The following is a 23,712-nucleotide window of genomic DNA, read 5'->3' on the forward strand; positions in this document are numbered from 1 at the left end:
AACGCGGGAGGCGCTAACGTGGGACGGGTGCGTGATCCCTTGGTCTCCCGCTACTCGGCCGGCCGGCTCTCCCCGATCCGGCGGACGGCCGACCTCCGGCGGCTGCGTGACGAACAGTTCGACGTCCTGGTCATCGGCGGCGGGGTCACCGGCGCCGGTGCCGCCGTGGACGCCGCCTCCCGCGGGCTGAAAGTCGCCCTGGTCGAGGCGCGCGACCTGGCCGCCGGCACGTCCAGCCGGTCCAGCAAGCTGATTCACGGCGGCCTGCGCTACCTGGAGCAGCTGGAGCTGCATCTGGTGCACGAGGCGCTGACCGAGCGCGGCCTGCTCGCCACCCGCCTCGCGCCGCACCTGGTGCGCCCGGTGCCGATCCTGGTGCCGCTGCCCGCCGCCAACCCGGCACAGCGGGTCTGGCAGCGCGCCTACTACGGGCTCGGCGTGGCGGCCTACGACGCGTTCGCCGGTGTCTTCGGCGGCGGCCGGGGCATGCCGCTGCACCGGCACCTGACCCGCGACGGCGCCCGGCGGCTGTTCCCGAGCCTGCGCGCCGACCGGGTGGCCGGCGCGATCCGCTACTTCGACGGCCAGGTCGACGACGCCCGCCTGGTGGTCAACCTGGCGCGGACCGCGGCCAGCCTCGGCGCGGCGGTGGTCACCAGCGCCCGGGTCACCGGCTTCGTCCGGGAGGCCCGCGAGGTGGTCGGGGTCCGGGTCCGCGACCTCGAGGCCCCCGGCACCGAGGACTTCGAGGTCCGTGCGAAGACCGTCGTTGCCGCCACCGGTGTGTGGAGCGACGACATGTCGCAGATGCTGCGCGACGTCGGTGTCCGGCCCGGCTTCCGGGTCCGCGCGTCCAAGGGCGTGCACCTCGTGGTGCCGCGCTCGGCGATCACCGGCGAGGCCGGCCTGATCCTGCGGACCGCCACCTCGGTGCTCTTCGTCATCCCGTGGGGCGGCCACTGGATCATCGGCACCACCGACACCGACTGGCAGCTCGACCGGGCGCATCCGGCGGCCTCCGCGCGCGACATCAGATATCTGCTCGACCAGGTCAACACGGTCCTCGACCGGCCGCTGACCACCGACGACATCGAGGGCGTCTACGCCGGGCTGCGGCCGCTGCTCTCCGGCGAGGCGGACTCCACCTCCAAGCTCTCCCGCGAGCACGCGGTCGTCGAGCCGATGCTCGGGCTGCTGCTGGTCGCCGGCGGCAAGTACACGACGTATCGGGTGATGGCCGCCGACGTCATCGACCAGGCGGTGCGCCGGCTGGGCGGTGCGGTGCGCCCGTCGCGGACGGCCGAGCTTCCGCTGCTCGGCGCGGACGGCTACGCCGCCGCTTGGCGGGACCGGCAGGACACGGCACGGCGGCACGGCGTCACCGCCGGCGTGGTCGAGCACCTCCTGGAGAGGTATGGCACTTTGGCCGTACATCTGCTGGCCATGACCGCCGCGCAGCCGGAGCTCGCCGCACCGCTGGCCGGCGCCCCCGAATACCTCGCGGCCGAGGTCGCCTACGCGGCGCTGGCCGAGGGCGCCCTGCACCTGGACGACGTTCTCACCCGCCGCACCCGGATCTCCATCGAGACCGCGCACCGGGGCACCGAGTCGGTCGAGCACGCCGCCGACATCATGGCGAGCGCGCTCGGCTGGGACGCCACCGTGCGGCAGAAGGAGATCGAGCACTACCTGGCCCGGGTCACCGCCGAACGCCAGTCGCAGACCATGCCGGACGACGCCACCGCCGACGCGGCCCGCGTCGGCGCACCGGACGTCCGCGGCCTGGCCGCCGACCGCAGGATAGAACTGCTCGAGATCGACCTTTGATCCTCGTCGACGAGCCGCTCTGGCCGGGACGGGGCATCCTCTGGTCACATCTGGTCAGCGACGTCTCGTACGACGAGTTGCACGCCTTCGCGGAGATGCTGGGCTCCCCGCGACGGGCGTTCGACCGGGACCACTACGACATACCGGAGTACCGCTTCCACAGCGCCCTCTGGCTCGGCGCCACCCTCGTCCCGTCCCGGGAGATCGCGGCCCGGCTCCGCGCTTCGGGCCTGCGCCGGCCTAAGCGAGTGTCGCCAGTTCGGCGGTGAGGTTGGCTCGGGCGGTCTGTTCCCAGGCCTCCCGGAGCGGGTCGAGGCGGTAGATCGAGGGCAGTTCCAGCAGCGCGGTCAGCACCTGGGTGCGGCCGGCCCGGAAGGCGTCGTCGGGCACGTGGGCGTACTCGCGGCGGATGGCGCTGGTGTAGCGCTCGTACCGCTCCGGGTCGGCGGCGAGGATGGCCAGGTCCGCGTCGCAGAGCAGTTCGCCGTCCGGGTCGTCCTCGCCGGTCGCGTGGCCGGCGGTCAGGCCGACCAGCCGGGCCACCTCGGCGGCGACCTCCTCCGGGGCGCCCAGACTGCTCAGCAGGCCCTCGGCGAACTCGGCGCTGTCCCGCTCGTTGGCGTCGCCCAGAGCGCGGGGGTCGTACACCGCGTCGTGCAGCCAGGCGGCCAGCCGCACCCGGTCGGGGTGGCGCGCCAGGCCGGCGTAGCGGTCCACCACGTCCAGCACGGCCGTCAGGTGGGTGACGTCGTGGTAGTGCCGCTGCGGCTCGGTCCAGCGACCGACCAGGTAGTTCGCGGCGGCGTCCAGGTCGGCGTCGGGAGCGGCGGCGCCGGCGCCGCGGGCGGCCGTCCGGAACCGTTCGGGTAGCGATGTCACATTCGCATCCTGGCACGTAGGTTGAAGCCATGATCGGCCTGGTGGCGACGCGTACCCGGGCAGGGTTGATGCTCGCCCTGCAGGCCGGTCTCGCCGCCGGGCTCGCCTGGTTCGTGGCACACGACCTGTTCGGCCGCCCGATGCCGTTCTTCGCGCCGATCGCCGCCGTGATCACGCTGGGCTCCTCGGTGGGTCAGCGGCTGCGGCGGACCACCGAGCTGGTGATCGGTGTCGCGGCGGGCATCGGCATCGGTGACGGCATCATCCTGCTCATCGGCACCGGTCCGGTTCAGATCGGCGTGATCGTGGTGCTCGCGGTGCTGCTGGCGACCGCGGCCGGCGGTGGCGCGCCGCTGATCGTGCAGTCCGCCTCGTCGGCCGTCCTGGTCGCGACGCTCACCTCGGCCACCGGGCAGCCATGGACCCGCTTCTTCGACGCGCTGGTCGGCGGCGGGCTGGCTCTCGCGGTGATGACCGTGCTGCTGCCGCTCAATCCGCTCACCGTGGTGAGCCGGGCCGCCGATCCGGCGCTGCGTGCGTTCTCCGGCGGGTTGCACGACGCCGCCGCCGGCCTGGCGGCCGCCGATGCGGCAATGGTTCAGGGAGCGTTGGAGAGGTTGCGCGCCGCGGAGGGGACGTTCGATTCATTTCGTACGGCGATAGCCGCGGCCCGCGAGAACGTGGCGTTCGCGCCCGCCCGCTGGAAGACCCGCGGCGCGCTGGCCCAGTACGTCGAGGGCGCCCAGCAGCTCACCTACTCGCTGCGCAACGTCCGCGTGATGATCCGCCGCTCACAGGTCGCGCTGGACGACGGTGAGCCGATCCCGGACGTGCTGCCCACGTCGATCCGGCACCTCGGCGACGCCGTCGAGCTGCTGCGCCAGGAGTGGGACCGGGGCGTCGAGCCGACCGGCACCAGGGAGCAGGCGCTGCGGGCGGCGGCCGAGTCGGGTCGCGCCTACCAGGAGGGCGTCGGGTACTCCGGTGGCGTCGTGGTGGCGCAGATCCGGACCGCGGTCGCCGATCTGCTCCGGGCGACCGGGGTGGAGTATGCCGAGGCCACCCGGCAGGTACGCGATGCGATCGGCTGGCGTGGACGTCCACACGGGGCACGTAAACGCCCCGGGCGATCGAATTGACTACGCTGGCGGACATGGCCGACGTTTCGCCGGCCGGGTCGTCGGACCCGGCTGCCCCCTCTCAGGCAGTCAACCCCGGCTCCGGGCCGCCCTCGCCGACTCAGGTGTGGCCGGACACGGTCGCGGCTGATCCGGTGCCGCCCTATCCGGTGGCTGACGACGCCTCGGTGGCACCCATCCCGGGCCGCCGGATCGGCTGGCGGCGATGGCTGCCGGTGACCGCGGTGATCACGCTGATCGCCGTCGCGGCGATCGGCATGCTGATCTTCCTGGGCTACAGCATCGGCATCACCGGCCTGGCGATCGGCCTGACCGCGGCGATCCTGCCGGTGCCGCTGCTCGCGAGCAGCTTCGCCTGGCTGGATCGGTATGAACCGGAGCCCGTCAAGTACCTGGTCTTCTGCTTCGCCTGGGGCGCGGCCGTGGCCACCGCCGTGGCGCTGCTGGTCAACACCGGCTCGGCGTACCTGTTCGACGAGATCGGCCTGCCGGAGGCCCTGGTGGCGGTGCTGGTCGCGCCGTTCATCGAGGAGACGATGAAGGTGGCCGGCCCGCTGCTGCTGTTCTGGCGCCGCCGGGCGGAGTGGTCGGGTATCACCGACGGCATCGTCTACTGCGGCCTCTCCGCGCTCGGCTTCGCCATGGTGGAGAACGTGCTCTACCTCGGCGGTCACGGTTACGCGGCGGGTGCCGACGAGTACGGCCCGGCGACCGGCCTGCAGAACGTCTTCCTGATCTTCATCGTGCGGATCCTGTTCACCGGCTTCGCCCACCCGCTGTTCACCTCGATGGCCGGCATCGGCCTGGGCATCGCGGCCCGCTCGGCGGACCGGACGGTGCGCTGGCTCGCCCCGATCGGCGGCCTGCTCGCCGCGATGATCCTGCACGGCCTGTTCAACCTGCTGCCGACGCTCTCCGCGGCCACCGGCGAACCCCTGATCATGCTGTACGGCTACCTCGGCTTCATGGTGCCGTTCTTCTTCGCCGTCGTCGGCTTCGCGATCGCGCTCCGCAGCTGGGAGGGCCGGCTGGCCGAGCGGGTGCTGCACCACTACGTGAGCACCGGCTGGTTCGCGCCGCCGGAGGTGGCCTCGCTGGCCAGCCTGGGCCGCCGGCACTCCGCCCGGCAGTGGGCGAGACGGGTCGCCGGTCCGGCCGGGCTCAAGGCGATGCGGAACTTCCAGTTCGCGTCCACCCGGCTGGCGCTGCTCCGGGACGGCATGCAGCGCGGACTCACCGAGAACCCGCACGAGCGGGAGAAGGCGACGGCCGAGGAGCAGGAGCTGCTCGCCGCCGTGACGGGGTATCGGTCGGTCTTCGCCGGCCGCGACCCGCAGATGCCACAGGCCTGGTGGGACGGGCAGACGTACCGGATCACGTTCCCGGACGGCGTGGTGCGGACCGTGGCGCCGCCGCCCGAGCCGGTCGTGCCGGTGCCGGTGCGGATCGCCCCGCCGCCGGTGTTCGCGGGCTACGGCGGCGGGTACCCCGGCTACCCGCCCGGTTACGGTCAGCAACCCGGCTATGGGCCCGGTTACGCGCCTGGTAACCCGCCCGGTTACGCGCCTGGTAGCCCGCCCGGTTACGCGCCTGGTAACCCGCTCGGTTACGCTCAGCCGGTTCCGCCGCCTTACCCGCCGATGCCGGGTTCGGCGCCGCCGGCGCCCCCGGTACGGAACAGTTACCCCGACGAGCAGGGGTGGTATCAGAGGTAGAGCCCGGTGCCGTCCGACTCGACCCGGTCGGCCGCCACCGCGTGCACGTCCCGCTCGCGGAGCAGGACGTAGTCCTTGCCGTGCAGCTCCACCTCGGAACGGTCGTCCGGGTCGAACAGGACCCGGTCACCGACCACGATCGACCGGACGTTGGGGCCGACACCGACCGCGATGGCCCAGGACAGCCGGCGCCCCATCGAGGCGGTGGCGGGAATGACGATGCCCGCGGTCGATCGGCGTTCCCCCTCGCCGCCGTCCTGACGGACGAGGACGCGGTCGTGCAGCATCCGGATCGGCAATCCGGTGTCGGTACGGGCTTCGGCGCTCACAAACGCAGACGGTACGCCGCCGCGATCCACGCGGTGCGAGGAGGACTACCGTGATCGGTGCGCATGGTGTGACGTCGAGGGGGGTACGCGGTTGAACCGCTTCCAACGGGTTCGGGACAACCTGAAGAAGGCGTACGACGCGGGGCGTGACTCCGTGCGGACGGCTCGTGACGAGACTCCCGCCCCGGAGCCGTACGACAACGACGAGTTCCTGCCGCCCGCGCCCGATCCGGAGTTCGTCCACCGGTCGACGGCCAGCAAGGACGACGCCGAGGTTCCGCACTCGTTGCGTATCGCGGCGGCCTGGAGCTGGCGGCTGATCGTGGTCGGCGTGATCGGCTGGGTCGTGCTGCGGGTGATCGGCACGGTCAGCATCGTGGTCGTCCCGCTGGCCATCGCGCTGCTGCTCTCGGCACTGTTCGGCCCGGCGGTCGGCTGGCTGCTCCGCCTGCGCCTGCCCCGCTCGCTGGCCACGTTCCTGGTGATGGTCTGCGGTATCGCGGCGGTCGCCGGCACGCTCACGCTGGTGGTGAACCAGTTCATCGACGGCGTGCCGAAGCTGACCGAGAACGCCAGCGCCGGTGTCCGCCAGATCCAGGAGTGGGCCCGCACCGGCCCGCTGCACCTCTCCGACGACCAGGTGGACCAGGCGATCGACGCCGGCCAGGAGTGGATCAACTCGAACACGTCCTCGCTGACGTCGACCGGCATCGCCACGGTCGCCACGATCGCCGAGCTGGTCACCGGCCTGCTGCTGGTGATCTTCGCGACCTTCTTCTTCCTGCGCGACGGCCGCAAGATCTGGCGTTTCGTCGTCCGTCTCTTCCCGGTCAACGCCCGCTGGTCGCTGGCCGACGCCGGTGACGCCTCGTGGGCGACGCTGGGCTCCTATGTACGGGCGACCGTGCTGGTCGCGTTCATCGACGCGCTCGGCATCGGTCTGGCCCTGACGATCCTCAACGTGGAGTTCGCGTTCCCGCTGGCCGCCCTGGTCTTCCTGGGCGCGTTCATCCCGATCGTCGGCGCCAGCGTCTCGGGTGCGGTGGCGGTCCTGGTGGCGCTGGTGGACGAGGGCTGGGTGGTCGCGCTGATCACACTCGGCGCGGTCGTCCTGGTGCAGCAGATGGAGGGCCACGTCCTCCAGCCACTGATCATGGGCCGGGCGGTCGCCATCCACCCGCTCGCCGTGATCATCGGGATCGCGTGCGGCGTGGTGCTGGCCGGGATCATCGGTGCGCTGGTCGCGGTGCCGCTGATCGCGGTCCTGAACACCGGCATCCGACGCCTGTCCCGGCGCCGCCCGGAGGTCCCCCCGGACGCGGTCGTCGTCACCGGCGCCGCCCCACCCCCCTGACACCCCACCCCGCCACCCGCCCCTCCGCAGCGCCGCGCCGCCACCCACCCGCCGCACCGCACGCGCGCCCGCCCGCCGCACCGCACGCGCGCCCGCCCGCCGCACCGCACGCGTGCCCGCCGCACCGCGCGCCCGCCCGCCGCACCGCGCGCGCGCCCGCCCGCCGCACCGCACGCGTGCCCGCCGCACCGCGCGCCCGCCCGCCGCACCGCGCGCCCGCCCGCCGCACCGCGCGCCCGCCCGCCGCACCGCACGCGTGCCCGCCGTGCCGCACCGCACGCCCGCCCGGCCGCCGCTCGCCCGCCCACCCGCGGCGTCGTCCGCCCTCCGGGCCGCCCGCCCTCCGGGCCGCACCGCGCGCCAGCCCCGCTCGCCGCGGCTCGCTGCCGGTTCCGAGATCTTGGAGAGTTCGGGCTCGTATACGGGCGCAAGTCTCCAAGATCTGCCTGGGTTGGCGCGCGAGAGGTGCGGGCCGAGCGGGGCCGCCGCGCGCGCGAGGGTGCGGGGCGAGCGGGCCGCCGCACGCGCGAGAGGCGGGTCCCGAACGGGACCCGCCTCTCAGCGGTGGAACTCAAAACAGAGCGTGAGCGATCAGGCCGTGGCCACGTTCAGCGCGATCTCGTTGACACCACGGGTGGCGTCGACCGCGAGCTCCCCGTTGCCGTGCCGGCTCAGGGCGCGCACGGTCCAGGAACCGGGCGCGGCGAAGAAGCGGAACACGCCCTCCGGGGAGGAGACGACCTCGGCGGTGAACTCGCCGGAGCCGTCGAGCAGGCGGACGTACGCCCCGCCGACGGCCTCGCCGTCGCCGGTACGGACGAAGCCCGTGATGATGGTCTCCTTCTCCAGGTCCACGCTGCTGGGGAGGGGCGCGGACTGGTCAGGAGCGGCGCAGCCGGCCGCGACGTTGGCGGTGGGAGAAGTCATGATCAGGCCTTCCCGGGTTCGTCGCCGAGCGCGATCGGCACACCGATGAGCGAGCCGTACTCGGTCCACGAGCCGTCGTAGTTCTTCACGTTCTCCTTGCCGAGCAGCTCACGCAGCACGAACCAGGTGTGCGAGGAGCGCTCGCCGATCCGGCAGTACGCGATCGTGTCCTTGCCCTCGTCGAAACCGGCCTCGCCGTAGATCTTGGCGAGCTCGTCGTCCGACTTGAAGGTGCCGTCCTCGTTGGCCGCCTTGCTCCACGGCACGTTGATCGCGGTCGGGATGTGACCGGCCCGCTGCGACTGCTCCTGCGGCAGGTGCGCCGGCGCGAGCAGACGGCCGGCGAACTCGTCGGGGCTGCGGACGTCGACCAGGTTCTTCACGCCGATGTTCTCGACGACCTCGTCGCGGAACGCGCGGATCGTCAGGTCGGGCGCCTTCGCCACGTACGAGGTCTTCTCGCGGGTGGGCACGTCCTTGGTGTAGACGCGGGCGTCGAGCTCCCACTTCTTCCGGCCGCCGTCGAGCAGCTTGACCGCGTCGTGGCCGTACAGCTTGAAGTACCAGAACGCGTACGCGGCGAACCAGTTGTTGTTGCCGCCGTACAGAATCACGGTGTCGTCGTTGGAGATGCCGCGCTCGGAGAGCAGCGCGGAGAACTGCTCCTGGTTGACGAAGTCGCGGCGGACCGGATCCTGCAGGTCCTGCTTCCAGTCAATCTTGATCGCGCCGGGGATGTGGCCGCCGTCGTAAGCGGTGGTGTCCTCGTCGACCTCGACGAAGACGAGGCCCGGGGTCTCCAGGTTGTTCTCGGCCCACTCGGCCGAGACGAGTGCGGTGTCGCGACTCATCGGTTCACTCCCTTGAAAGGTGGGTGGAGGGAGAGTCAGCGCACGGAAGTGTTCTGTCGCACTCCGCGCGGACCCATTGATAGGTGGGATCACGGGCTGCTTGTGCGACGGCGCCACTGCCGGGCAAGAAGAATGCCCTGGGCTATGAGAGAAAGGTGCTCAGCACCGAGTGGCCCGTCAGTAGACGGGGCAACACAGGCACGCGGCCACGCGGCACAGGTCGACCGCGCGCCTCTTCGTGAGCAACAGGCTCATGGGAAGCGACATTACCAGCGCGCCCAGACCACGGAACAGCACCGACCACCATCCGGGAACGGCTGATTCCGGTGAGTCGTCAGATTCCGCCCGCGGAGAGGGTCACCTTCTCGGCTCCGGCGGACACCCGCAGTCCCTCCGGGAGCACCTGCACCTCCCGCACTTCCAGGCCCATCGGCAGGTCCGGCACCTTGAGGTCGAAGCCCAGGTTGGCAGCGAGGTTCGAGATCATCTGCTTGACGAAGATGTTGGTGAGGCCCTCCGCCGACACATCGGCGAAACGCGCTTTCACCACACCGTCATCCACCTTGATGTCGGCGGTCCCCTTCACCTGGATGGTCTGACCTGCGGCGCTGAGCGGAACCGTTGCGACCAGTCGGCCGTCCTGCTCGGCGAGCTGGAGTCCCTTCTGGCCGCTCAACTCGACGATCTGGGTGTAGTCGACGGTGCCGACACCGGTCACCGACCCGGCCACCACGTCGCCCTGACCGGTGCGCAGCGTGTCGATCGGTGCGTCGACGTCCTTGGCGCGGATGTCCAGCAGCGGCATCGAGACGGTGGTGCCGGTGCCGGTCGGGGTGGTCAGGTCCGGCAGTTCGATCCGGATCTCCTGGTACTTGCCGGCCAGCACCTGGGTGAGGAACGGCACACCGGCGATGGTGACCTCGGGCTGACCGCTCGACGACTTCTGGTTGCGGACCTCCTGGGCCACCCGGTCGGCGAGGACGCGTTCGGCGTACGAGGCGCCGAAGCGGTCGAGTACGAACAGCCCGGCGAGCAGCAGCACCACCAGGACCAGCAGGACGACCAGGAGCGCGCGCCCCCGATGCCGGCGTGGACGGTCCGTTTCGTACACCTCGGCCACTGGTCCTCCCGGTCTGGTCCGCCTGTCTGGGGAACGTACATTCCCTTGCTGCGGGTTCACTGAAACGGCCGGGACGCCCGAGTTGGCAGGTTCAGGTGAGGTAGAGGTGCACCAGCCCGTACGCCGCGGCGGCGGTCAGCGCGAAACCGCCGAGCGGTCCCTGCATGTGCCGGGCCAGCCAGAACGTCGGCGCCTCGCCGGCCAGCCGCCGGCCCGCCTCGCCGAAGTTGACAGCGAGGTCGACCAGGAGCGCCGCGACCGCGGCGACGAGACCGAGGACCGCGCCCTTGGCCGGGGTGAACGGGAGCACCAGGTAGCTGCCGAGCATGGCGGCGGCGAGGGTGCCGAGCATCGCGCCGAGCACGATGCCGGCCGCGCCGCGCGGCACCTGCGCGGCGATCCGGGGTTTCGGGAACACCGCGTCGGTCACCCGGGCGATGAGCAGCGCCACCCCGGCGCCGGTCGAGCAGACGAGGATCGCCTGGGCGCCGAGGGGCTGCCGGGTGAGGACGATCAGGATTGCGTACGCGACCGCGCCGAGCGCGATGAGAAGGGTGGTCCGCCACGAGTCCTTGGCGCGCTGGCGGTCGTCGGCACGCACGAACTGGCCGGCCACCGCCACAAGGAAGCCGGCCACCGCCACATAGAGCAGTGGCAGCGCGGCGGCCGGAGTGCCCGTCACAGCCAGGTAGTCGGCGATCAGCGCGGAGACCGCGATGACACCCGCGACGGCGAGCGCGGCCGGCGGGCGCAACGCCATGGTCCAGGCCAGCAGGCCGAGAAGTTGAATACCGAAGAGCACCACAGCGTACGAGAGGCGACCGTCCGGCCCGGTGATCTGCGCGCCGAGCGCCAGCGCGACGGCGAGCAGCGCCGCGAAGCCGCCGATCGCGATCGAGAGCTTCGCCCGGACCGGGACGATCTCGATCTCCTCGAACTCCTCCTCGTCCTCACCGGACTCGGACGAGGGCCGCTCGTCGTCCTCCGAATCCGGGACGGCGGCGTAGAACCCGGCCTTGGGCCGGCCCGGGTTCATTCGCGCGACCTGCTGGGAGGCTTCGGCATCCCAGGAGTCGTCCTGCGGCATGGAGGGGAACACCCCTGCGATCGTGCCAGACCGGTGACCGTCGTCCCAATCGCCGCCCGGCCCGAGTAAAAGGCTGGTTACGAATTCGGCTATTCGGCCACCATCCCGGCGTTTACTACATCACTTCAGCGTGCGACCGGGGTCCGCAGACGTATGGATCGGTTAAGGTAATCGCAACCCACCCGTCGGTGACGCCGGGCCCCAGTTCTCCGGTGGCGAAGCTTTGAGCTGCGCAGACCGGGTCACCCGAGCGGCCTGAGTGCCGCGAGGACGGAGGTGAGTGTGGAGATCCTTCTGCTGGTGACGGCACGTGCCGGTGAACCTTCCGCCGTGCTGCCCGCCCTGGACCTTCTGCCCCACTCAGTACGTACCGCCCCCCGCGACGTCCGCACCCTTGTCTCCGGTCCGAGCCCCGACGCCGTCCTGGTCGACGCGCGTTCCGAGCTCTCCGAGGCGCGTGCCACCTGCCGGATGCTGCACGCGACCGGCATCGGTGTCCCGCTGATCGCGGTCGTCACCGAGGCGGGCCTGATCGCGCTGAACGCCGATTGGGGTGTCGACGACGTGATTCTGGCCAGCGCGGGCCCCGCCGAGGTCGAGGCCCGGCTGCGGCTCTCGGTCGGCCGGCTCAACAACGCGACCGCCGGTGCCGGCGGCTCGATCCGGGCCGGCGAGCTCAACATCGACCCGGACACCTACGCGGCGAAGCTCAAGGGCCGCCCGCTCGACCTCACGTACAAGGAGTTCGAGCTGCTCAAGTTCCTCGCCCAGCACCCGGGCCGGGTCTTCACCCGCGACCAGCTGCTGCGCGAGGTCTGGGGTTACGACTACTTCGGTGGCACCCGCACCGTCGACGTGCACGTCCGGCGTCTGCGCGCCAAGCTCGGCTCGGAGTACGAGTCGATGATCGGCACCGTGCGCCAGGTCGGTTACAAGTTCGTGGTCCCGCCGTCGGGCCGCCAGCTCCCCGACAACGAGCCCGTCTCCCTCCCGGTTTAACAGACGACATGACGATGGAGCAGCCGGTCCGCGCTGCGGACCGGCTGTCCGCGTCCGAGGTCGACGACGTTCTCGCCCTGGCCTCGGCCGCGGGCGAGGCGGACGGCGTCTACCCCCTCTCCGAGGACGTGGTGCTCCGCGTCCGCGGCGACGTCCAGCACGACGGCGTGCACCTGCTCGCCTTCTCCGGTGACCACCTGGCCGGTTACGCGTTCGTCGCCGACGGCGGCGAACTGGTCGTCCACCCTCGTTTCCGTCGTGCCGGCGTCGGCACTGCCCTTCTGGCGGCTGCCGGATCCGGGCCGCTGAGCTTCTGGGCGCACGGTGACGATCCCGGCGCCGCCGTGTTCGCCGAGCGCAACGGCTTCACCCGGGCCCGGGTCCTCTGGCAGATGCGCCGCTTCCTTTCCGAGCCGCTGCCGGACATCGCCCTGCCCGAGGGCGTCACGGTGCGGACCTTCAGCCCGGGCGCCGACGAGAAAGCCTGGCTCGAGGTCAACGCCCGAGCTTTCGCCTCCCATCCCGAGCAGGGCCGCTGGACCCTCGACGACCTGCGCGCCCGTGAGGCCGAGCCGTGGTTCGATCCGGAGGGCTTCCTGCTCGCCGTGGATGTCGCCGGCACCGTGCTGGGCTTTCACTGGACCAAGGTTCACCCCGCCGACAGTGACGAGCCCGCGCTGGGCGAGATCTACGTGCTCGGCGTGGACCCGTCCGGTCACCGGCGCGGCCTGGGTGCCGCGTTGAGCGTGGCGGGCCTGCGTCATCTTGCGGGCGCCGGCCTGATGGTGGCCGGTCTCTACGTCGACGAGTCGAACGCCGCCGCGGTCAAGCTCTACCGCGGGCTGGGCTTCACGATCTACAAGACCGACGTGCGCTACCACCGGTCCTGAACGACGTTCTTCCGGGTTGTCCCGGTCACGGCACGGCAAAGCCCATGTCTCGCTGAGGTCACGACTGCCCGTAAATATCCGGCATATCGGGTACCGGGGTCGCGGTTCACTTAACGGACAACTGTCCCTCAGGGGATGGCTACCTTCTGGGGTCGACCTGTTCACCCCAGGTTCATTTGCGACCGGGGAAGCGGTCACTTGGCCCTCTTAGTTTTCCGGGTGTGAGCCGGTGAGAGGCCGGCGCAAGCAACCCCGAAGGGATAATCGTGAAGCTCCAGCGGTCCGGTTTCGTGGCCGGCATTGCTTTGACTGCGACTCTCGCGCTGACCGGCTGCGGCTCGGACAACAACGAGCCCACGGCCGAAGGCGGCTCGTCGACTGCTCCGGGCAACTGCGTCAGCGGCAGCCTGACGGCGCAGGGCTCCACCGCCCAGAAGAACGCCATGGACGAGTGGATCAAGGCGTACCAGGGCCAGTGTGCCGACGCCAAGATCGACTACCAGGGCACCGGTTCCGGTGCGGGTATCGAGGCGTTCATCGCCGGCACGGCCGACTTCGCCGGCTCCGACTCCGCCCTCAAGGAGGAGGAGGTCGCGCAGGCCGACGCCAAGTGCCCCGGTGGCAAGGCGCTCAACCTCCCGATGGTGATCGGCCCGATCGCCGTGGTCTACAACGTGCAGGGTGTCGACGGCCTCCAGCTGTCGTCCTCCACCATCGCCAAGATCTTCTCCGGCAAGATCACCAAGTGGAACGACCCGGCGATCGCGGGCGAGAACAGCGGCGCCACGCTGCCGGCCGCCACCATCGAGACGGTGCACCGCTCGGACGAGTCGGGCACCACCGACAACTTCACCAAGTACCTCAGCAAGACCGCTGAGGCCGACTGGACCTTCGGCAACGCCAAGGCCTGGAAGGCCCCCGGTGGCACCGGTGCCGCCAAGTCGGACGGTGTGGCCACCAAGGTGAAGAGCACCCCGAACACCATCTCCTACGTCGAGCTCTCGTTCGCCGAGAACAGCGACCTGCAGAAGGCGAAGATCAAGAACGGCGCCGGTGAGTACACCGAGCTGACCGGTGAGAGCGCCGGCAAGACCTTCGAGAACGCCACCGTCAAGGGCACCGACGGTGACCTGGCCCTCGAGCTGGACTACGCCACCACCACCGCGGGTGCGTACCCGATCGTGCTCGTGACCTACGAGATCGCCTGCAGCAAGGGCTCCGCCAAGGCCAAGGAGATCCAGGGCTTCCTGAAGTACACCTCGAGCACGGCGGGCCAGACCGCTCTCGCCGAGCTGGGCTACGCCCCGCTGCCCGAGGCGCTGCGCGCCAAGGTCGAGACCTCGGTCGCCGCGATCTCCTGACCTGCCCGTCAATCCCTCCGAGACGACAGCGAGCGCGTAGATGGGTGACATCCCCTCCCGCTCGGTAGAGAACGCCACCGCCGGCGACCCGGGTGTGACTGGACGTCACACCCGGGGCGCCGGCTACGGCGTCTCCCCGAGCAGTTCCGAGCCCCCGCTGGGTGGCGGCGGCGCCCTCCCCAAGAAGACCAAGTTCTCGATCGAGACGGGATTCCGTGGCCTGTCCACGGCCGCCGGCGCGATGGTGCTGGTCATCATCGTGGCCATCGCGGTGTTCCTGGTCTCCAAGGCAGTGCCCGCCCTGCAGGCCAACACCGCCAACTTCCTCACCGAGAAGACCTGGTTCCCGAACGACACGGAGCCGGTCTTCGGTATCGCCGCGCTCGCCTTCGGCACCGTGCTCAGCTCGGTCATCGCACTGATCATCGCGGTGCCGATCGCGCTGGCCATCGCGCTCTTCCTGTCGCACTACGCGCCGCGGCGGCTGGCCACCCCCCTGGGCTTCGTGATCGACCTGCTCGCGGCCGTGCCCAGTGTGGTCTTCGGTCTCTGGGGCCGCGACGTCCTCCAGCAGCCGGTCCGGGACTTCTCGGTCTGGCTCAACGAGTACTTCGGCTGGCTGCCGATCTTCGGTGGCGAGGGCCCGTTCGGTCAGTCGATCATGCTCGGTGGCCTGGTGCTGGCGATCATGGTGCTGCCGATCGTCACCTCGCTGTCGCGCGAGGTCTTCCAGCAGACCCCCGGCATGAACGAGGAGGCGGCACTCGCCCTCGGTGCCACCCGCTGGGAGATGATCCGCACCGCGGTCCTGCCGTACGGCAAGCCCGGTGTCATCGCCGCCGTGATGCTCGGGCTCGGCCGCGCGCTGGGCGAGACCATCGCGCTCGCGCTGACCCTCGGCATCACGTTCAACATCTCGTTCAACCTCATCCAGAACGGCGGTAACTCCATCGCCGCCAACATCGCGAACACCTTCGGCGAGGCCAACGCGACCGGTCGGGGCGCCCTGATCGCCTCCGGTCTCGTCCTCTTCGCGATCACACTGGTGGTCAACATGACGGCGCGTGCGATCATCTACCGCCGTCGCGAGTTCCGGGACAGTGCGGCATGAGCCTTCTTGAACGTGAGCTTTCCGGCGTCGTCATGACGCCGGACAACATCCGGACCCGTCAGCTCCCGGTCGTCACGAACATCCTCGTCGCGGTGGCCGCCTTCGCGGTCGCCGCCGTCGTGGTGCTCGGCGCCGGGATCGGCAACTGGGTACTGGTCGTCGTGGTCGGCGCGGTCCTCTACCTGGTCGGCCTCTACGTGGCGGCCAGCCGGGTCGAGGGAAAGCGGCCGGCGAAGAACCGGACCATGAAGGCGCTGATCTACTCCGCCTGCATCCTGGCCGTCCTGCCGCTCGCCTCGGTCGTCTGGACGCTGATCTCCAAGGGTGTCGAGCGCCTGGACGCCAACTTCTTCAGCACCTCGATGAACAACATCGGCGCGCGCGACCCCGAGGGCGGCGCGTACCACGCGATCATCGGCACGCTGGAGCAGGTCGGCATCGCCACGCTCATCGCGGTCCCGCTGGGTGTGCTGGGCGCGATCTACCTCGTCGAGTACGGCCGGGGCCGGTTCGCCGACACGGTCCGGTTCTTCGTGGACGTCATGACCGGTATCCCGTCCATCGTGGCCGGTCTGTTCATCCTCTCGTTCTGGGTGCTGATCGTCAGCCCGTGGTTCAACGACGGGCAGCCGCGCTTCTCCGGTTTCGCGGCCGCGCTCGCCCTGACCGTGCTGATGCTGCCGACGATCGTCCGCTCCACGGAGGAGATGCTGCGGCTCGTACCGGGTCCGCTGCGGGAGGGCTCGTACGCGCTCGGCGTACCGCAGTGGAAGACGATCCTGAAGGTGGTCCTCCCGACCGCCCTGCCCGGCATCGTCACCGGTGTCATGCTCGCCATCGCCCGTGCGGCCGGCGAGACCGCCCCGGTGCTCCTAGTCGCCGGTGGCGCCGCGGCGATCAACTTCGACCCGTTCGGGGGCAACCAGCAGTCGCTGGCCCTGTTCGTGTACCAGCAGGCCGGTGACGCCTCGCGGTACGCCCCGGCCCGGGCCTGGACGGCCGCGCTCACCCTGGTGGCGCTCGTGCTGATCCTGACCATCGCCGCCAAGCTGCTCGCCCGTCGCAACAAGCTGTCCCGTTAAGAGGTGTCATCCATGGCCAAGCGCATCGAGGCGAGCAACGTCTCGTCCTACTACGGCTCCTTCAAGGCGATCGACAGCGTTTCGATGACCGTCGAGCCGAAGACGATCACCGCTCTGATCGGCCCGTCCGGTTGCGGCAAGTCGACGTTCCTGCGGTCCATCAATCGCATGCACGAGGTGCTCCCGGGCGCCCGCATCGAGGGCAGCCTGACGATCGACGACCAGAACATCTACGACGCGGACGTGGACGTCACGGCCGTCCGTCGCATGATCGGCATGGTCTTCCAGCGCCCGAACCCGTTCCCCACCATGTCGATCTACGAGAACGCGGTGGCCGGGCTCAAGCTCAACGGCGTCAAGAAGAAGGCCCTGCTCGACGAGGCCGCGGAGAAGTCACTGCGCTCCGCGAACCTCTGGGACGAGGTCAAGGACCGCCTCGACCGTCCCGGTGCCGGTCTCTCCGGCGGTCAGCAGCAGCGTCTCTGCATCGCCCGCACGATCGCCGTCGAGCCGCAGGTCGTCCTCATGGACGAGCCCTGTTCCGCGCTCGACCCGATCTCGACGCTGGCGATCGAGGACCTGATGTTCAAGCTGAAGGACCGCTTCACGATCATCATCGTCACGCACAACATGCAGCAGGCCGCTCGCGTCAGCGACAAGACCGGCTTCTTCTCGATCGACAAGACCGGTGACCCGGGCCGCCTCATCGAGTACGACGACACCCAGAAGATCTTCAGCAACCCCACTCAGAAGAAGACCGAGGACTACATCACCGGTCGCTTCGGCTGAGCTGTATGGCATGCGGCGGGGGCGCGCATGGGGAGAGGGCGCCGGCTGAGCCGGCGCCCTTTTCCGTGTGGAGTTCGGGTGCGCTGGGCGCCCCAACTCCACACACGGGTCGGGGTTATTCCGGGTCGTGGAAGATGACCTGGTCGTCGGTGAGTTCGACCCGGGGGCGGAGGGGTGTGGCGGCGTCGCGGTGGACGGCGGCGGCGACCACGTCCGGGATGGTGGGGCAGTCGGCGAGCAGGCGCAGGGTGCTGCGGGTGGGCGGGAGCATCGGGAGGTCTCGCGTGGCGGGGTCGATCCAGGCGGTGGTCTGCGACTCGCCGGAGACGTCGCGGGGTGACTGCGAGTCGGGGAGCAGGGCCACGAAGAACCACGTGTCGTAACGCTTGGGCTCGAACTCGGGAGTGATCCAGCGAGACCAGGGGAGCAGCAGGTCGTCGCGAAGGCGCAGGCCGCGGCGTGCCAGCAGGTCGGTCATGGTGAGCTCGCGGCGCAGGACCGCGGCGCGGTCGGCCTCCCAGTCGGGGGTGCTGACGTCGGTGACGGTCCGGTCGGGCTGCTCGGCCGGGCCGGCGAGCATGACACCGGCCTCTTCGAAGAGCTCCCGGGCCGCGGCGCCGACAACCGCGCGGGCCCGCTCGTCGGGAACGCCGAGACGATCGGCCCAGTCGGTACGGATCGTCTCCGGGCTGTCCGACGGATCCACGACACCACCGGGGAACGCGTAGACACCGCCGAACACCATCGTGGTCGCGCGCTGTAGCACGTACACCTGAAAAGCCTCGACGTGCGGACGGAGAAGGACCACCGTCGCCGCCGGACGGGCCGCCGCAGGCGGGCCGGTGAACTCGCGCGCCCGCTGAATCATCGCGGGCGGCAGCCTCATGGGGAACGCCGAGTCGGTCACCGGTCGATCCTGCCACTGGAGACCGTGGGAGCGATACCGTATCGATCATGACCGGACAGAACGTGCGATGGGGCATTCTCGGCCCCGGCGGGATCGCCGCCACCTTCGCCGCCGACTTACCTCTGGTGCCGGGTGCCGAACTCGCTGCCGTCGGATCGCGCTCGCTGGCGACCGCGGAGAAGTTCGCCGAACGGTACGGCTTCGCCCGCGCGCACGGCTCCTACGCGGAACTGGCCGCCGACGACGGCGTGGACGTGGTGTACGTGGCCACGCCGCACGCGTTCCACCTGGAGGGTGCGCTGCTCTGCGTCGCGGCCGGCAAGGCCGTGCTGGTGGAGAAGCCGATCACCCTCGACCTGCCCACGGCGGCGCAGCTGGTGCAGGCCGCGCGTATCCGTGGGGTGTTCCTGATGGAGGCGATGTGGATGCGCCTCAACCCGGCGATCCGCAGGGCCGCCGAGCTCGTCGCGGACGGCACGATCGGCGAGGTCAGCGCGATCCACGCGGACTTCGGGCTGCAGGGGCCATTCGAGGCCTCGCACCGGCTGCGCAACCCCGCCCTGGGTGGTGGTGCGCTGCTCGACCTGGGCGTCTATCCGCTTCACCTGACGCACCTGATCCTGGGTTCACCGGCCACCGCGCTGGCGTGGGCCAAGCTGACCCCGGAGCGGGTCGACGAGAACACCGGCATCCTGCTCGGGTACGAGTCGGGCGCGGTGGCCGCGCTGACCTGCAGCATCAACGGCAACAGCCGCAACGGTGCCTCGATCACCGGCACCGACGGCCGGATCGACGTCCCGCCGACCTTCATGGTGCCGCGCTCCATCACGCTCAGCCGGCCGGGCCGGGATCCGGAGCTGATCGAGACGCCGTTCGAGGGCAGCGGTTACCAGTTCGAGGCGGCCGAGGTGCAGCGCTGCATCCTGGCCGGTGAGCTGGAGAGCCCGCTGCTCACGCACGAGACCACGCTCGAGGTGATGGCCCTCCTCGACGCGCTCCGCGAGCAGATCGGCGTCAGCTACACCTAGACGTTGAAGAGCGGGTACACCTAGACGTTGAACAGCGGGCGGACGATGAAGTAGGCCAGGCAGGCGATCAGGGCGGCCGCGGGGAAGGTCGTGATCCAGGCGATCACGATGTTCCCCGCGACGTTCCAGCGCACCGCGCTCAGGCGCTTGGTCGCGCCGACGCCCATGATCGCCGAGGTGATCGTGTGGGTGGTCGAGATGGGCGCGTGCAGGATCTGCGCGTTGAAGAAGAGCACCGAGCTGGCCACCGTCTCGGCCGCGAAGCCCTCGGCCGGGCCCAGGTCGATGATCTTGCGGCCGAGGGTGCGGATGATGCGCCAGCCGCCGGCGTACGTGCCGGCGGCGAGCACTGCCGCGGACGACCAGTAGACCCACTCCGGGATGTGCGTCGGGCTGTCCTGGTAGCCGCCGGTGTAGAGGGCGAGCACCACGATGCCCATCGTCTTCGCCGCGTCCTGCATGCCGTGGCCGACCGACATGGCGGCCGCCGAGACGGTCTGCGCCATCCGGAAGCCCCGGTTCAGCTTGCCCGGGTGGCCGCGCCGGAAGATCCACATGATCGCGACCATCATCACGAAGCCGAGCGCCAGGCCGACCACCGGCGACAGGACCATCGGGATGAGGACCTTCTCCAGGATCGTGTCCCACTGCACGGTGCCGCCGGCGGCGAACATCGTGGCGCCGACCAGCCCGCCGAAGAGCGCGTGCGAGGAGCTGGACGGCAGCCCGAAGTACCAGGTGATGAGATTCCAGGTGATCGCGCCGAGCACGCCGGCGAAGACCACGCCCAGGCTGGGGACGCCGAGCGGGAGTTTGACCAGGCCCTCGCCGACCGTCTTGGCGACCTCACCGCCGAGGTGGGCGCCGATGAAGTTGCCGACCGCCGCCATCGCGAGCGCGACCCGCGGCGTCAGGGCGCGGGTGCTGACGCTGGTCGCGATCGCGTTCGCCGCGTCGTGGAAACCGTTGGTGTAATCGAACGCCATCGCGGCGAGGATCACCGCCAGGACGGCGATGAGTTCGGGCTCCACGGACTAGGACTCCTTGACCGCGATGGTCTCGATGGTGTTCGCCACGTGCTCGAAGGCATCGCAGGCGGCCTCCAACTCGTCGACGACCTCTTTCATCTTGAGGACCGTCAAGGCGTCGTACTCACCCGAGAAGAGGCGCACCAGCAGCATCCGGTACGCCCGGTCGCCGTCGTTCTCCAGGCGGTTGATCTCGATCCAGTACTCCTCGAGGCCCTTCATCGAGCGCAGCCGGGGCATCGCCTCAGCGGTGATCTTCGCCTGCTGGTCCAGCACGGTGACGAGCTCGTGCATCTCGCGCGGCAGGGACGGCAGGTCGGTCAGCCCGTACAGGTAGAGGAGGTTGCCGGCCGCTTCCAGGTGGTCCATCACGTCGTCGAGCTGTGAGCCCAGCGAGTAGATGTCCTCCCGGTCGAACGGGGTGATGAAGGTCGAGTTGATCTTTTTGTAGAGCTCGTGCGTGATCGAGTCGCTGTCGTGCTCCACATCGCTCAGCCGGTCGGCGACGGACTGGACGTCCACTCCCGGCAGTGCCAGCTCGTTGAGCAGCTCGGTGCCCTTGACCAGGTTCTGGGCGGCTTTGGTGAAGAGGTCGTAGAAGGCGCCCTCGACGGGACGGAATGAGAACTTCACAGCGCGGACCTCGATCGACGGGCGTAGTACGGGATCTCCAGAAGGCATGCTAACGGTCCACGCTGGTTCACCCGTTCGCCACCTGCCTAAACAGTCTCGTGGTGACCGGCTGTCCGGCGGGCGTTGGGCCGGGGTGCCCGTCGGCGCGCGGCGCGTACCGGCAGGTGAGGTGGCGGTGGTGTGGTGACCGGGTGCCTGCGCAGGTGCTTGGCGAGTCCGGCGTGGTCGGTGTCGGCGATCACGTCCACTCCGGCCGCGCCGAGTTCGGCCCAGATCGCCGACCGGGCCCGGCGTGACCCGTCCGGCAGGCCGCTGATCCGCACGATGCGGCCGTCCTCGTGGGCCGCCCGGACCAGCGCGTGCAGCTGGTGCCGTTCCTCGGCGGTGATCGGATCGCATCCGTCCCAGCCGAACCGCCGGTGCCACGACTCGCTGACCATCGGCACCAGCGTGGGCGGTGCGGACTGGGAACCGAGGTCGTCGAAGGTGCCGTCGGCGAAGGCGTACCGGTCGGGCTGCGCGGCGAGCAGTTCCCGGGCGTCGACGATGCCGGAGACGGTGACGGTCACCAGGCCCGGCGTGAGCACGTCGCCGCGACACCGGCTGAGCAGCGCGGCGTGGTCGTGCAGCTGCCGGTCGAGCATTCGGTACGCCTGCATCAGCGCGCGGGTGTCCCGGTTGTCGCCGCCGAACTCGACGACCAGGCGGAACGGGGACTCCTGGTCGCGCCAGAGACGCCCACCGGAGCGGGCACGGGTGAACAGCGGCGCGAGGACCAGCCGGCGCAGGGTGCGGCCGGGCTGCGGGGCGCCGGCACCCAGGTACAGCTCGCCGTGCGGGCCGGGCGTGACGCGTACGGTCATGCCGCCCAGGCCGAGCCGCAGCGCGCCCGGCAGCGGATCGGTGTCCGCGTCCCCGATCAGCGCGTGCCCGGCGGTGATCCAGGGCCGGGAGCGGCGGAGGACAGCGACCGAGAGCGCGCCACCGGCTCCGGCGAGTCCGGCCAGACCACCCGCGATTGTCGCCACGTCCTGCACGAAGCACCATCCGATTCGTACTATTTGAGTAATTATTACTGTGGCACAGGTGATACCCGCGATCCGGCAATCTGCCGCAGAATTTCCGTCATGCCGCCGCCCAGCACGGACGAGTTCGAGACGCAGCGCCGCTACCTGACGGCGGTCGCCTACCGCATGCTGGGCAACCGGGCCGAGGCCGAGGACGCGGTGCAGGAGGCCTGGCTGCGCTACGCGCACCATGCGGAAGAGATCAGGGACGTGCGTGGCTGGCTGACGACGGTCACCGCGCGGATCTGCCTGGACCAGCTCAATTCAGCGCGGGTACGCCGAGCGGCGTATGTCGGCGAATGGCTCCCCGCGTACGTCATCGATCCGGACGCCGACCCCGCCGGTCAGGCCGAACTGGCCGATCAGGTCTCCATCGCCCTGCTCGTGGTCCTTGAACGACTCACCCCGGAGCAGCGGGTGGCGTTCGTGCTGCACGACGCGTTCGGTGTCCCGTTCGACGAGGTGGCCGCGGTGCTCGACACCACACCTGCGGCCGCGCGTCAGCACGCCTCGCGGGCCCGCCGCGCCGCAGCCGACGGGAACATCCGGCACACCGCGGACCTGGCCGAGCAGCGGCGCGTCCTGAACGCCTTCCTGGCGGCGGCGCAGAGCGGCGACATGCAGGCCCTGGCCGCCGTGCTGGCGCCCGACGTGGTGGCGATCGGCGACGCCGGCGGCATGTTCCGCACGGCGCTGCGCCCGGTGCTCGGCGCGGACAAGGTGGCCCGGTTCTGGGTGGGCCTGATCACCAACCGGCTGACCGACGTGCTCGACGCCAAGGTCGATCCGGTGCTGGTCAACGGGTCGGCCGGGATGATGATGCGCGGCGTCCGGGAGAGCGGCGAGCCGTTCTTCGCGGTGCTCACGGTCGCTGTCGACGACGGCCGGATCACCGGCCTGTTCAACCAGCAGAACCCGGAGAAGCTAATCCTGCGTGACCTCTAGCAGGTGCTTGCGGTACTCCGTGGCGAACGGCTCGGTGCCGTCGCCGAGCGCGACCATCAGCTTGCGCGCCGCGTCGTAGGCGTGACCGACCAGATCGTCCGGGTAGCCGAACGCCTTCCGGTGCTCGGCGAACTCGTCCTCGTCGCGCAACTCGACCAGGCCCGTCTCGCGGCGCCGCACCGCGTCCAGATCCAGGTCGATGATGTGGACCGTGTCACCCTCCCACCGGGCCGGGGTGGTGATGTCGCAATACACCTCGCTGGTGCGCGGGGGTGGGTTGAACATCCCGGTCCACCAGGCGTGGTGGGGGACGAGCAGCACGAACGGGATCTGCTCGACGGAGGGGCGGCCGTGGTAGACCGACGCGGTGCCGCGGGTGACGCCCACCCAGATGCCCAGGTCGTCCTCGGCCAGCCGGCGGGCCGGGTAGTCACGATGCGCCGAACCGTCGTACTTCGTGTAGATGACCCGGACCATCTCGCTCGGCATGAGGTGCACCCTAGCGGTGGTCCGGTTCTGTCGGTGGTGGCGGGTACGGTTCCTGCGTGCCCGCAGCTACCAAGAAAAAGGCGACCGCCGAAGAGATCCTCGCCGCGGCGGTCGGCGCGGTCCCCGGTGGGTCCACCAGGCCCGGCCAGCAGGCC

Annotated in this window: 25 protein-coding genes; 13 read left to right on the plus strand and 12 right to left on the minus strand. The window is 70.4% G+C overall.

All coding sequences use genetic code 11. The features are described 5' to 3' along the window. The first annotated feature begins 27 nt into the window (after positions 1-27). Both AB0M02_RS00705 and AB0M02_RS00710 read left to right on the plus strand, forming a co-directional pair. Positions 28-1,827: a glycerol-3-phosphate dehydrogenase/oxidase gene (locus AB0M02_RS00705; RefSeq protein WP_364219302.1), complete on the plus strand. Its 1,800-nt coding sequence runs from the start codon at positions 28-30 to the stop codon at positions 1,825-1,827. Further along, positions 1,824-2,096 (plus strand): DUF4031 domain-containing protein, encoded by a 273-nt coding sequence (locus tag AB0M02_RS00710; protein WP_364219305.1) that lies wholly within the window; start codon positions 1,824-1,826, stop codon positions 2,094-2,096. Before AB0M02_RS00705 ends, AB0M02_RS00710 begins: the two co-directional genes overlap by 4 nt. Here AB0M02_RS00710 and AB0M02_RS00715 read toward each other — a convergent pair. After that, the gene (locus tag AB0M02_RS00715; RefSeq protein WP_364219308.1) at positions 2,068-2,706 is read right to left on the minus strand and encodes a metal-dependent phosphohydrolase; all 639 of its coding nucleotides are present in this window, start codon (positions 2,704-2,706) and stop codon (positions 2,068-2,070) included. The two genes, AB0M02_RS00710 and AB0M02_RS00715, sit on opposite strands and share 29 nt — an antisense overlap. A 29-nt stretch (positions 2,707-2,735) precedes the next feature. Here AB0M02_RS00715 and AB0M02_RS00720 point away from each other — a divergent pair, with 29 nt between their 5' ends. Both AB0M02_RS00720 and AB0M02_RS00725 read left to right on the plus strand, forming a co-directional pair. Beyond that, complete coding sequence (locus AB0M02_RS00720) at positions 2,736-3,845, plus strand: FUSC family protein (protein WP_364219311.1); 1,110 nt, start codon at positions 2,736-2,738, stop codon at positions 3,843-3,845. Between the two features lie 14 nt (positions 3,846-3,859). Next, positions 3,860-5,560 (plus strand): PrsW family intramembrane metalloprotease, encoded by a 1,701-nt coding sequence (locus tag AB0M02_RS00725; RefSeq protein ID WP_364219314.1) that lies wholly within the window; start codon positions 3,860-3,862, stop codon positions 5,558-5,560. On the opposite strand, the gene AB0M02_RS00730 is transcribed toward AB0M02_RS00725, so the two are convergent. Further along, the gene (locus AB0M02_RS00730; RefSeq protein WP_364222425.1) at positions 5,551-5,847 is read right to left on the minus strand and encodes a co-chaperone GroES; all 297 of its coding nucleotides are present in this window, start codon (positions 5,845-5,847) and stop codon (positions 5,551-5,553) included. The genes AB0M02_RS00725 and AB0M02_RS00730 overlap by 10 nt on opposite strands. 133 nt (positions 5,848-5,980) lie before the next feature. Here AB0M02_RS00730 and AB0M02_RS00735 point away from each other — a divergent pair, with 133 nt between their 5' ends. Continuing rightward, on the plus strand, positions 5,981-7,243 hold the full coding sequence (locus tag AB0M02_RS00735) for an AI-2E family transporter (protein WP_364219317.1): 1,263 nt from the start codon (positions 5,981-5,983) through the stop codon (positions 7,241-7,243). Positions 7,244-7,834: 591 nt separating this feature from the next. Here the strand turns inward: AB0M02_RS00735 and AB0M02_RS00740 are convergent. The 5 genes from AB0M02_RS00740 to AB0M02_RS00760 all read right to left on the minus strand — a co-directional run bounded on the left by AB0M02_RS00740 (position 7,835) and on the right by AB0M02_RS00760 (position 11,228). After that, positions 7,835-8,170, minus strand: a complete 336-nt coding sequence (locus AB0M02_RS00740) for a DUF1416 domain-containing protein (protein ID WP_364219320.1) — start codon at positions 8,168-8,170, stop codon at positions 7,835-7,837. 2 nt (positions 8,171-8,172) lie between these two features. Next, positions 8,173-9,021: a sulfurtransferase gene (locus tag AB0M02_RS00745; RefSeq protein WP_364219323.1), complete on the minus strand. Its 849-nt coding sequence runs from the start codon at positions 9,019-9,021 to the stop codon at positions 8,173-8,175. 177 nt (positions 9,022-9,198) lie between these two features. After that, entirely contained in the window at positions 9,199-9,288 is a 90-nt protein-coding gene (locus AB0M02_RS00750; RefSeq protein ID WP_364222428.1) for an Ms5788A family Cys-rich leader peptide, read from the minus strand. A 67-nt stretch (positions 9,289-9,355) separates the two neighbouring features. Next, positions 9,356-10,141: a DUF2993 domain-containing protein gene (locus AB0M02_RS00755; RefSeq protein WP_364219326.1), complete on the minus strand. Its 786-nt coding sequence runs from the start codon at positions 10,139-10,141 to the stop codon at positions 9,356-9,358. A gap of 91 nt (positions 10,142-10,232) precedes the next feature. Next, complete coding sequence (locus AB0M02_RS00760) at positions 10,233-11,228, minus strand: hypothetical protein (protein WP_364222431.1); 996 nt, start codon at positions 11,226-11,228, stop codon at positions 10,233-10,235. Between the two features lie 282 nt (positions 11,229-11,510). On the opposite strand from AB0M02_RS00760, the gene AB0M02_RS00765 reads away from it, so the two are divergent. The 6 genes from AB0M02_RS00765 to pstB all read left to right on the plus strand — a co-directional run bounded on the left by AB0M02_RS00765 (position 11,511) and on the right by pstB (position 17,460). Next, a complete protein-coding gene (locus tag AB0M02_RS00765) occupies positions 11,511-12,227 on the plus strand; it encodes a response regulator transcription factor (RefSeq protein ID WP_106315799.1) in 717 nt (238 codons plus the stop codon). Between the two features lie 8 nt (positions 12,228-12,235). Next, complete coding sequence (gene mshD, locus AB0M02_RS00770) at positions 12,236-13,117, plus strand: mycothiol synthase (RefSeq protein ID WP_364219330.1); 882 nt, start codon at positions 12,236-12,238, stop codon at positions 13,115-13,117. Between the two features lie 266 nt (positions 13,118-13,383). Continuing rightward, entirely contained in the window at positions 13,384-14,478 is a 1,095-nt protein-coding gene (gene pstS, locus AB0M02_RS00775; RefSeq protein WP_364219333.1) for a phosphate ABC transporter substrate-binding protein PstS, read from the plus strand. 40 nt (positions 14,479-14,518) lie between these two features. Then, complete coding sequence (gene pstC, locus AB0M02_RS00780) at positions 14,519-15,589, plus strand: phosphate ABC transporter permease subunit PstC (protein WP_364219336.1); 1,071 nt, start codon at positions 14,519-14,521, stop codon at positions 15,587-15,589. Then, positions 15,586-16,671: a phosphate ABC transporter permease PstA gene (gene pstA, locus AB0M02_RS00785; protein WP_364219339.1), complete on the plus strand. Its 1,086-nt coding sequence runs from the start codon at positions 15,586-15,588 to the stop codon at positions 16,669-16,671. The genes pstC and pstA overlap by 4 nt, the downstream gene beginning before the upstream one ends. A gap of 12 nt (positions 16,672-16,683) precedes the next feature. Then, entirely contained in the window at positions 16,684-17,460 is a 777-nt protein-coding gene (pstB, locus tag AB0M02_RS00790) for a phosphate ABC transporter ATP-binding protein PstB (RefSeq protein WP_364219342.1), read from the plus strand. A 115-nt stretch (positions 17,461-17,575) separates the two neighbouring features. Here pstB and AB0M02_RS00795 read toward each other — a convergent pair whose 3' ends face one another. Next, entirely contained in the window at positions 17,576-18,346 is a 771-nt protein-coding gene (locus AB0M02_RS00795) for an NUDIX hydrolase (RefSeq protein WP_364222434.1), read from the minus strand. 68 nt (positions 18,347-18,414) lie between these two features. Between AB0M02_RS00795 and AB0M02_RS00800 the strand changes: the two genes are divergently transcribed. Beyond that, the gene (locus tag AB0M02_RS00800) at positions 18,415-19,395 is read left to right on the plus strand and encodes a Gfo/Idh/MocA family oxidoreductase (RefSeq protein WP_364219345.1); all 981 of its coding nucleotides are present in this window, start codon (positions 18,415-18,417) and stop codon (positions 19,393-19,395) included. Between the two features lie 20 nt (positions 19,396-19,415). On the opposite strand, the gene AB0M02_RS00805 is transcribed toward AB0M02_RS00800, so the two are convergent. The 3 genes from AB0M02_RS00805 to AB0M02_RS00815 all read right to left on the minus strand — a co-directional run bounded on the left by AB0M02_RS00805 (position 19,416) and on the right by AB0M02_RS00815 (position 22,084). Further along, on the minus strand, positions 19,416-20,426 hold the full coding sequence (locus AB0M02_RS00805) for an inorganic phosphate transporter (protein WP_364219348.1): 1,011 nt from the start codon (positions 20,424-20,426) through the stop codon (positions 19,416-19,418). A gap of 3 nt (positions 20,427-20,429) precedes the next feature. Further along, positions 20,430-21,056 carry a DUF47 family protein gene (locus AB0M02_RS00810; protein ID WP_364219351.1) on the minus strand — a complete coding sequence of 209 codons (627 nt, stop codon included), beginning with the start codon at positions 21,054-21,056 and terminating at the stop codon, positions 20,430-20,432. An 86-nt stretch (positions 21,057-21,142) separates the two neighbouring features. After that, on the minus strand, positions 21,143-22,084 hold the full coding sequence (locus AB0M02_RS00815; RefSeq protein ID WP_364219354.1) for a hypothetical protein: 942 nt from the start codon (positions 22,082-22,084) through the stop codon (positions 21,143-21,145). A 99-nt stretch (positions 22,085-22,183) separates the two neighbouring features. Here AB0M02_RS00815 and sigJ point away from each other — a divergent pair, with 99 nt between their 5' ends. Next, on the plus strand, positions 22,184-23,068 hold the full coding sequence (gene sigJ, locus AB0M02_RS00820; protein WP_364219357.1) for an RNA polymerase sigma factor SigJ: 885 nt from the start codon (positions 22,184-22,186) through the stop codon (positions 23,066-23,068). On the opposite strand, the gene AB0M02_RS00825 is transcribed toward sigJ, so the two are convergent. Continuing rightward, positions 23,048-23,557: a DUF402 domain-containing protein gene (locus AB0M02_RS00825; RefSeq protein WP_364219360.1), complete on the minus strand. Its 510-nt coding sequence runs from the start codon at positions 23,555-23,557 to the stop codon at positions 23,048-23,050. The two genes, sigJ and AB0M02_RS00825, sit on opposite strands and share 21 nt — an antisense overlap. Between the last annotated feature and the right edge of the window lie 155 nt (positions 23,558-23,712).

It is taken from the genome of Actinoplanes sp. NPDC051861 (assembly GCF_040681145.1).
GTDB lineage: Bacteria > Actinomycetota > Actinomycetes > Mycobacteriales > Micromonosporaceae > Actinoplanes.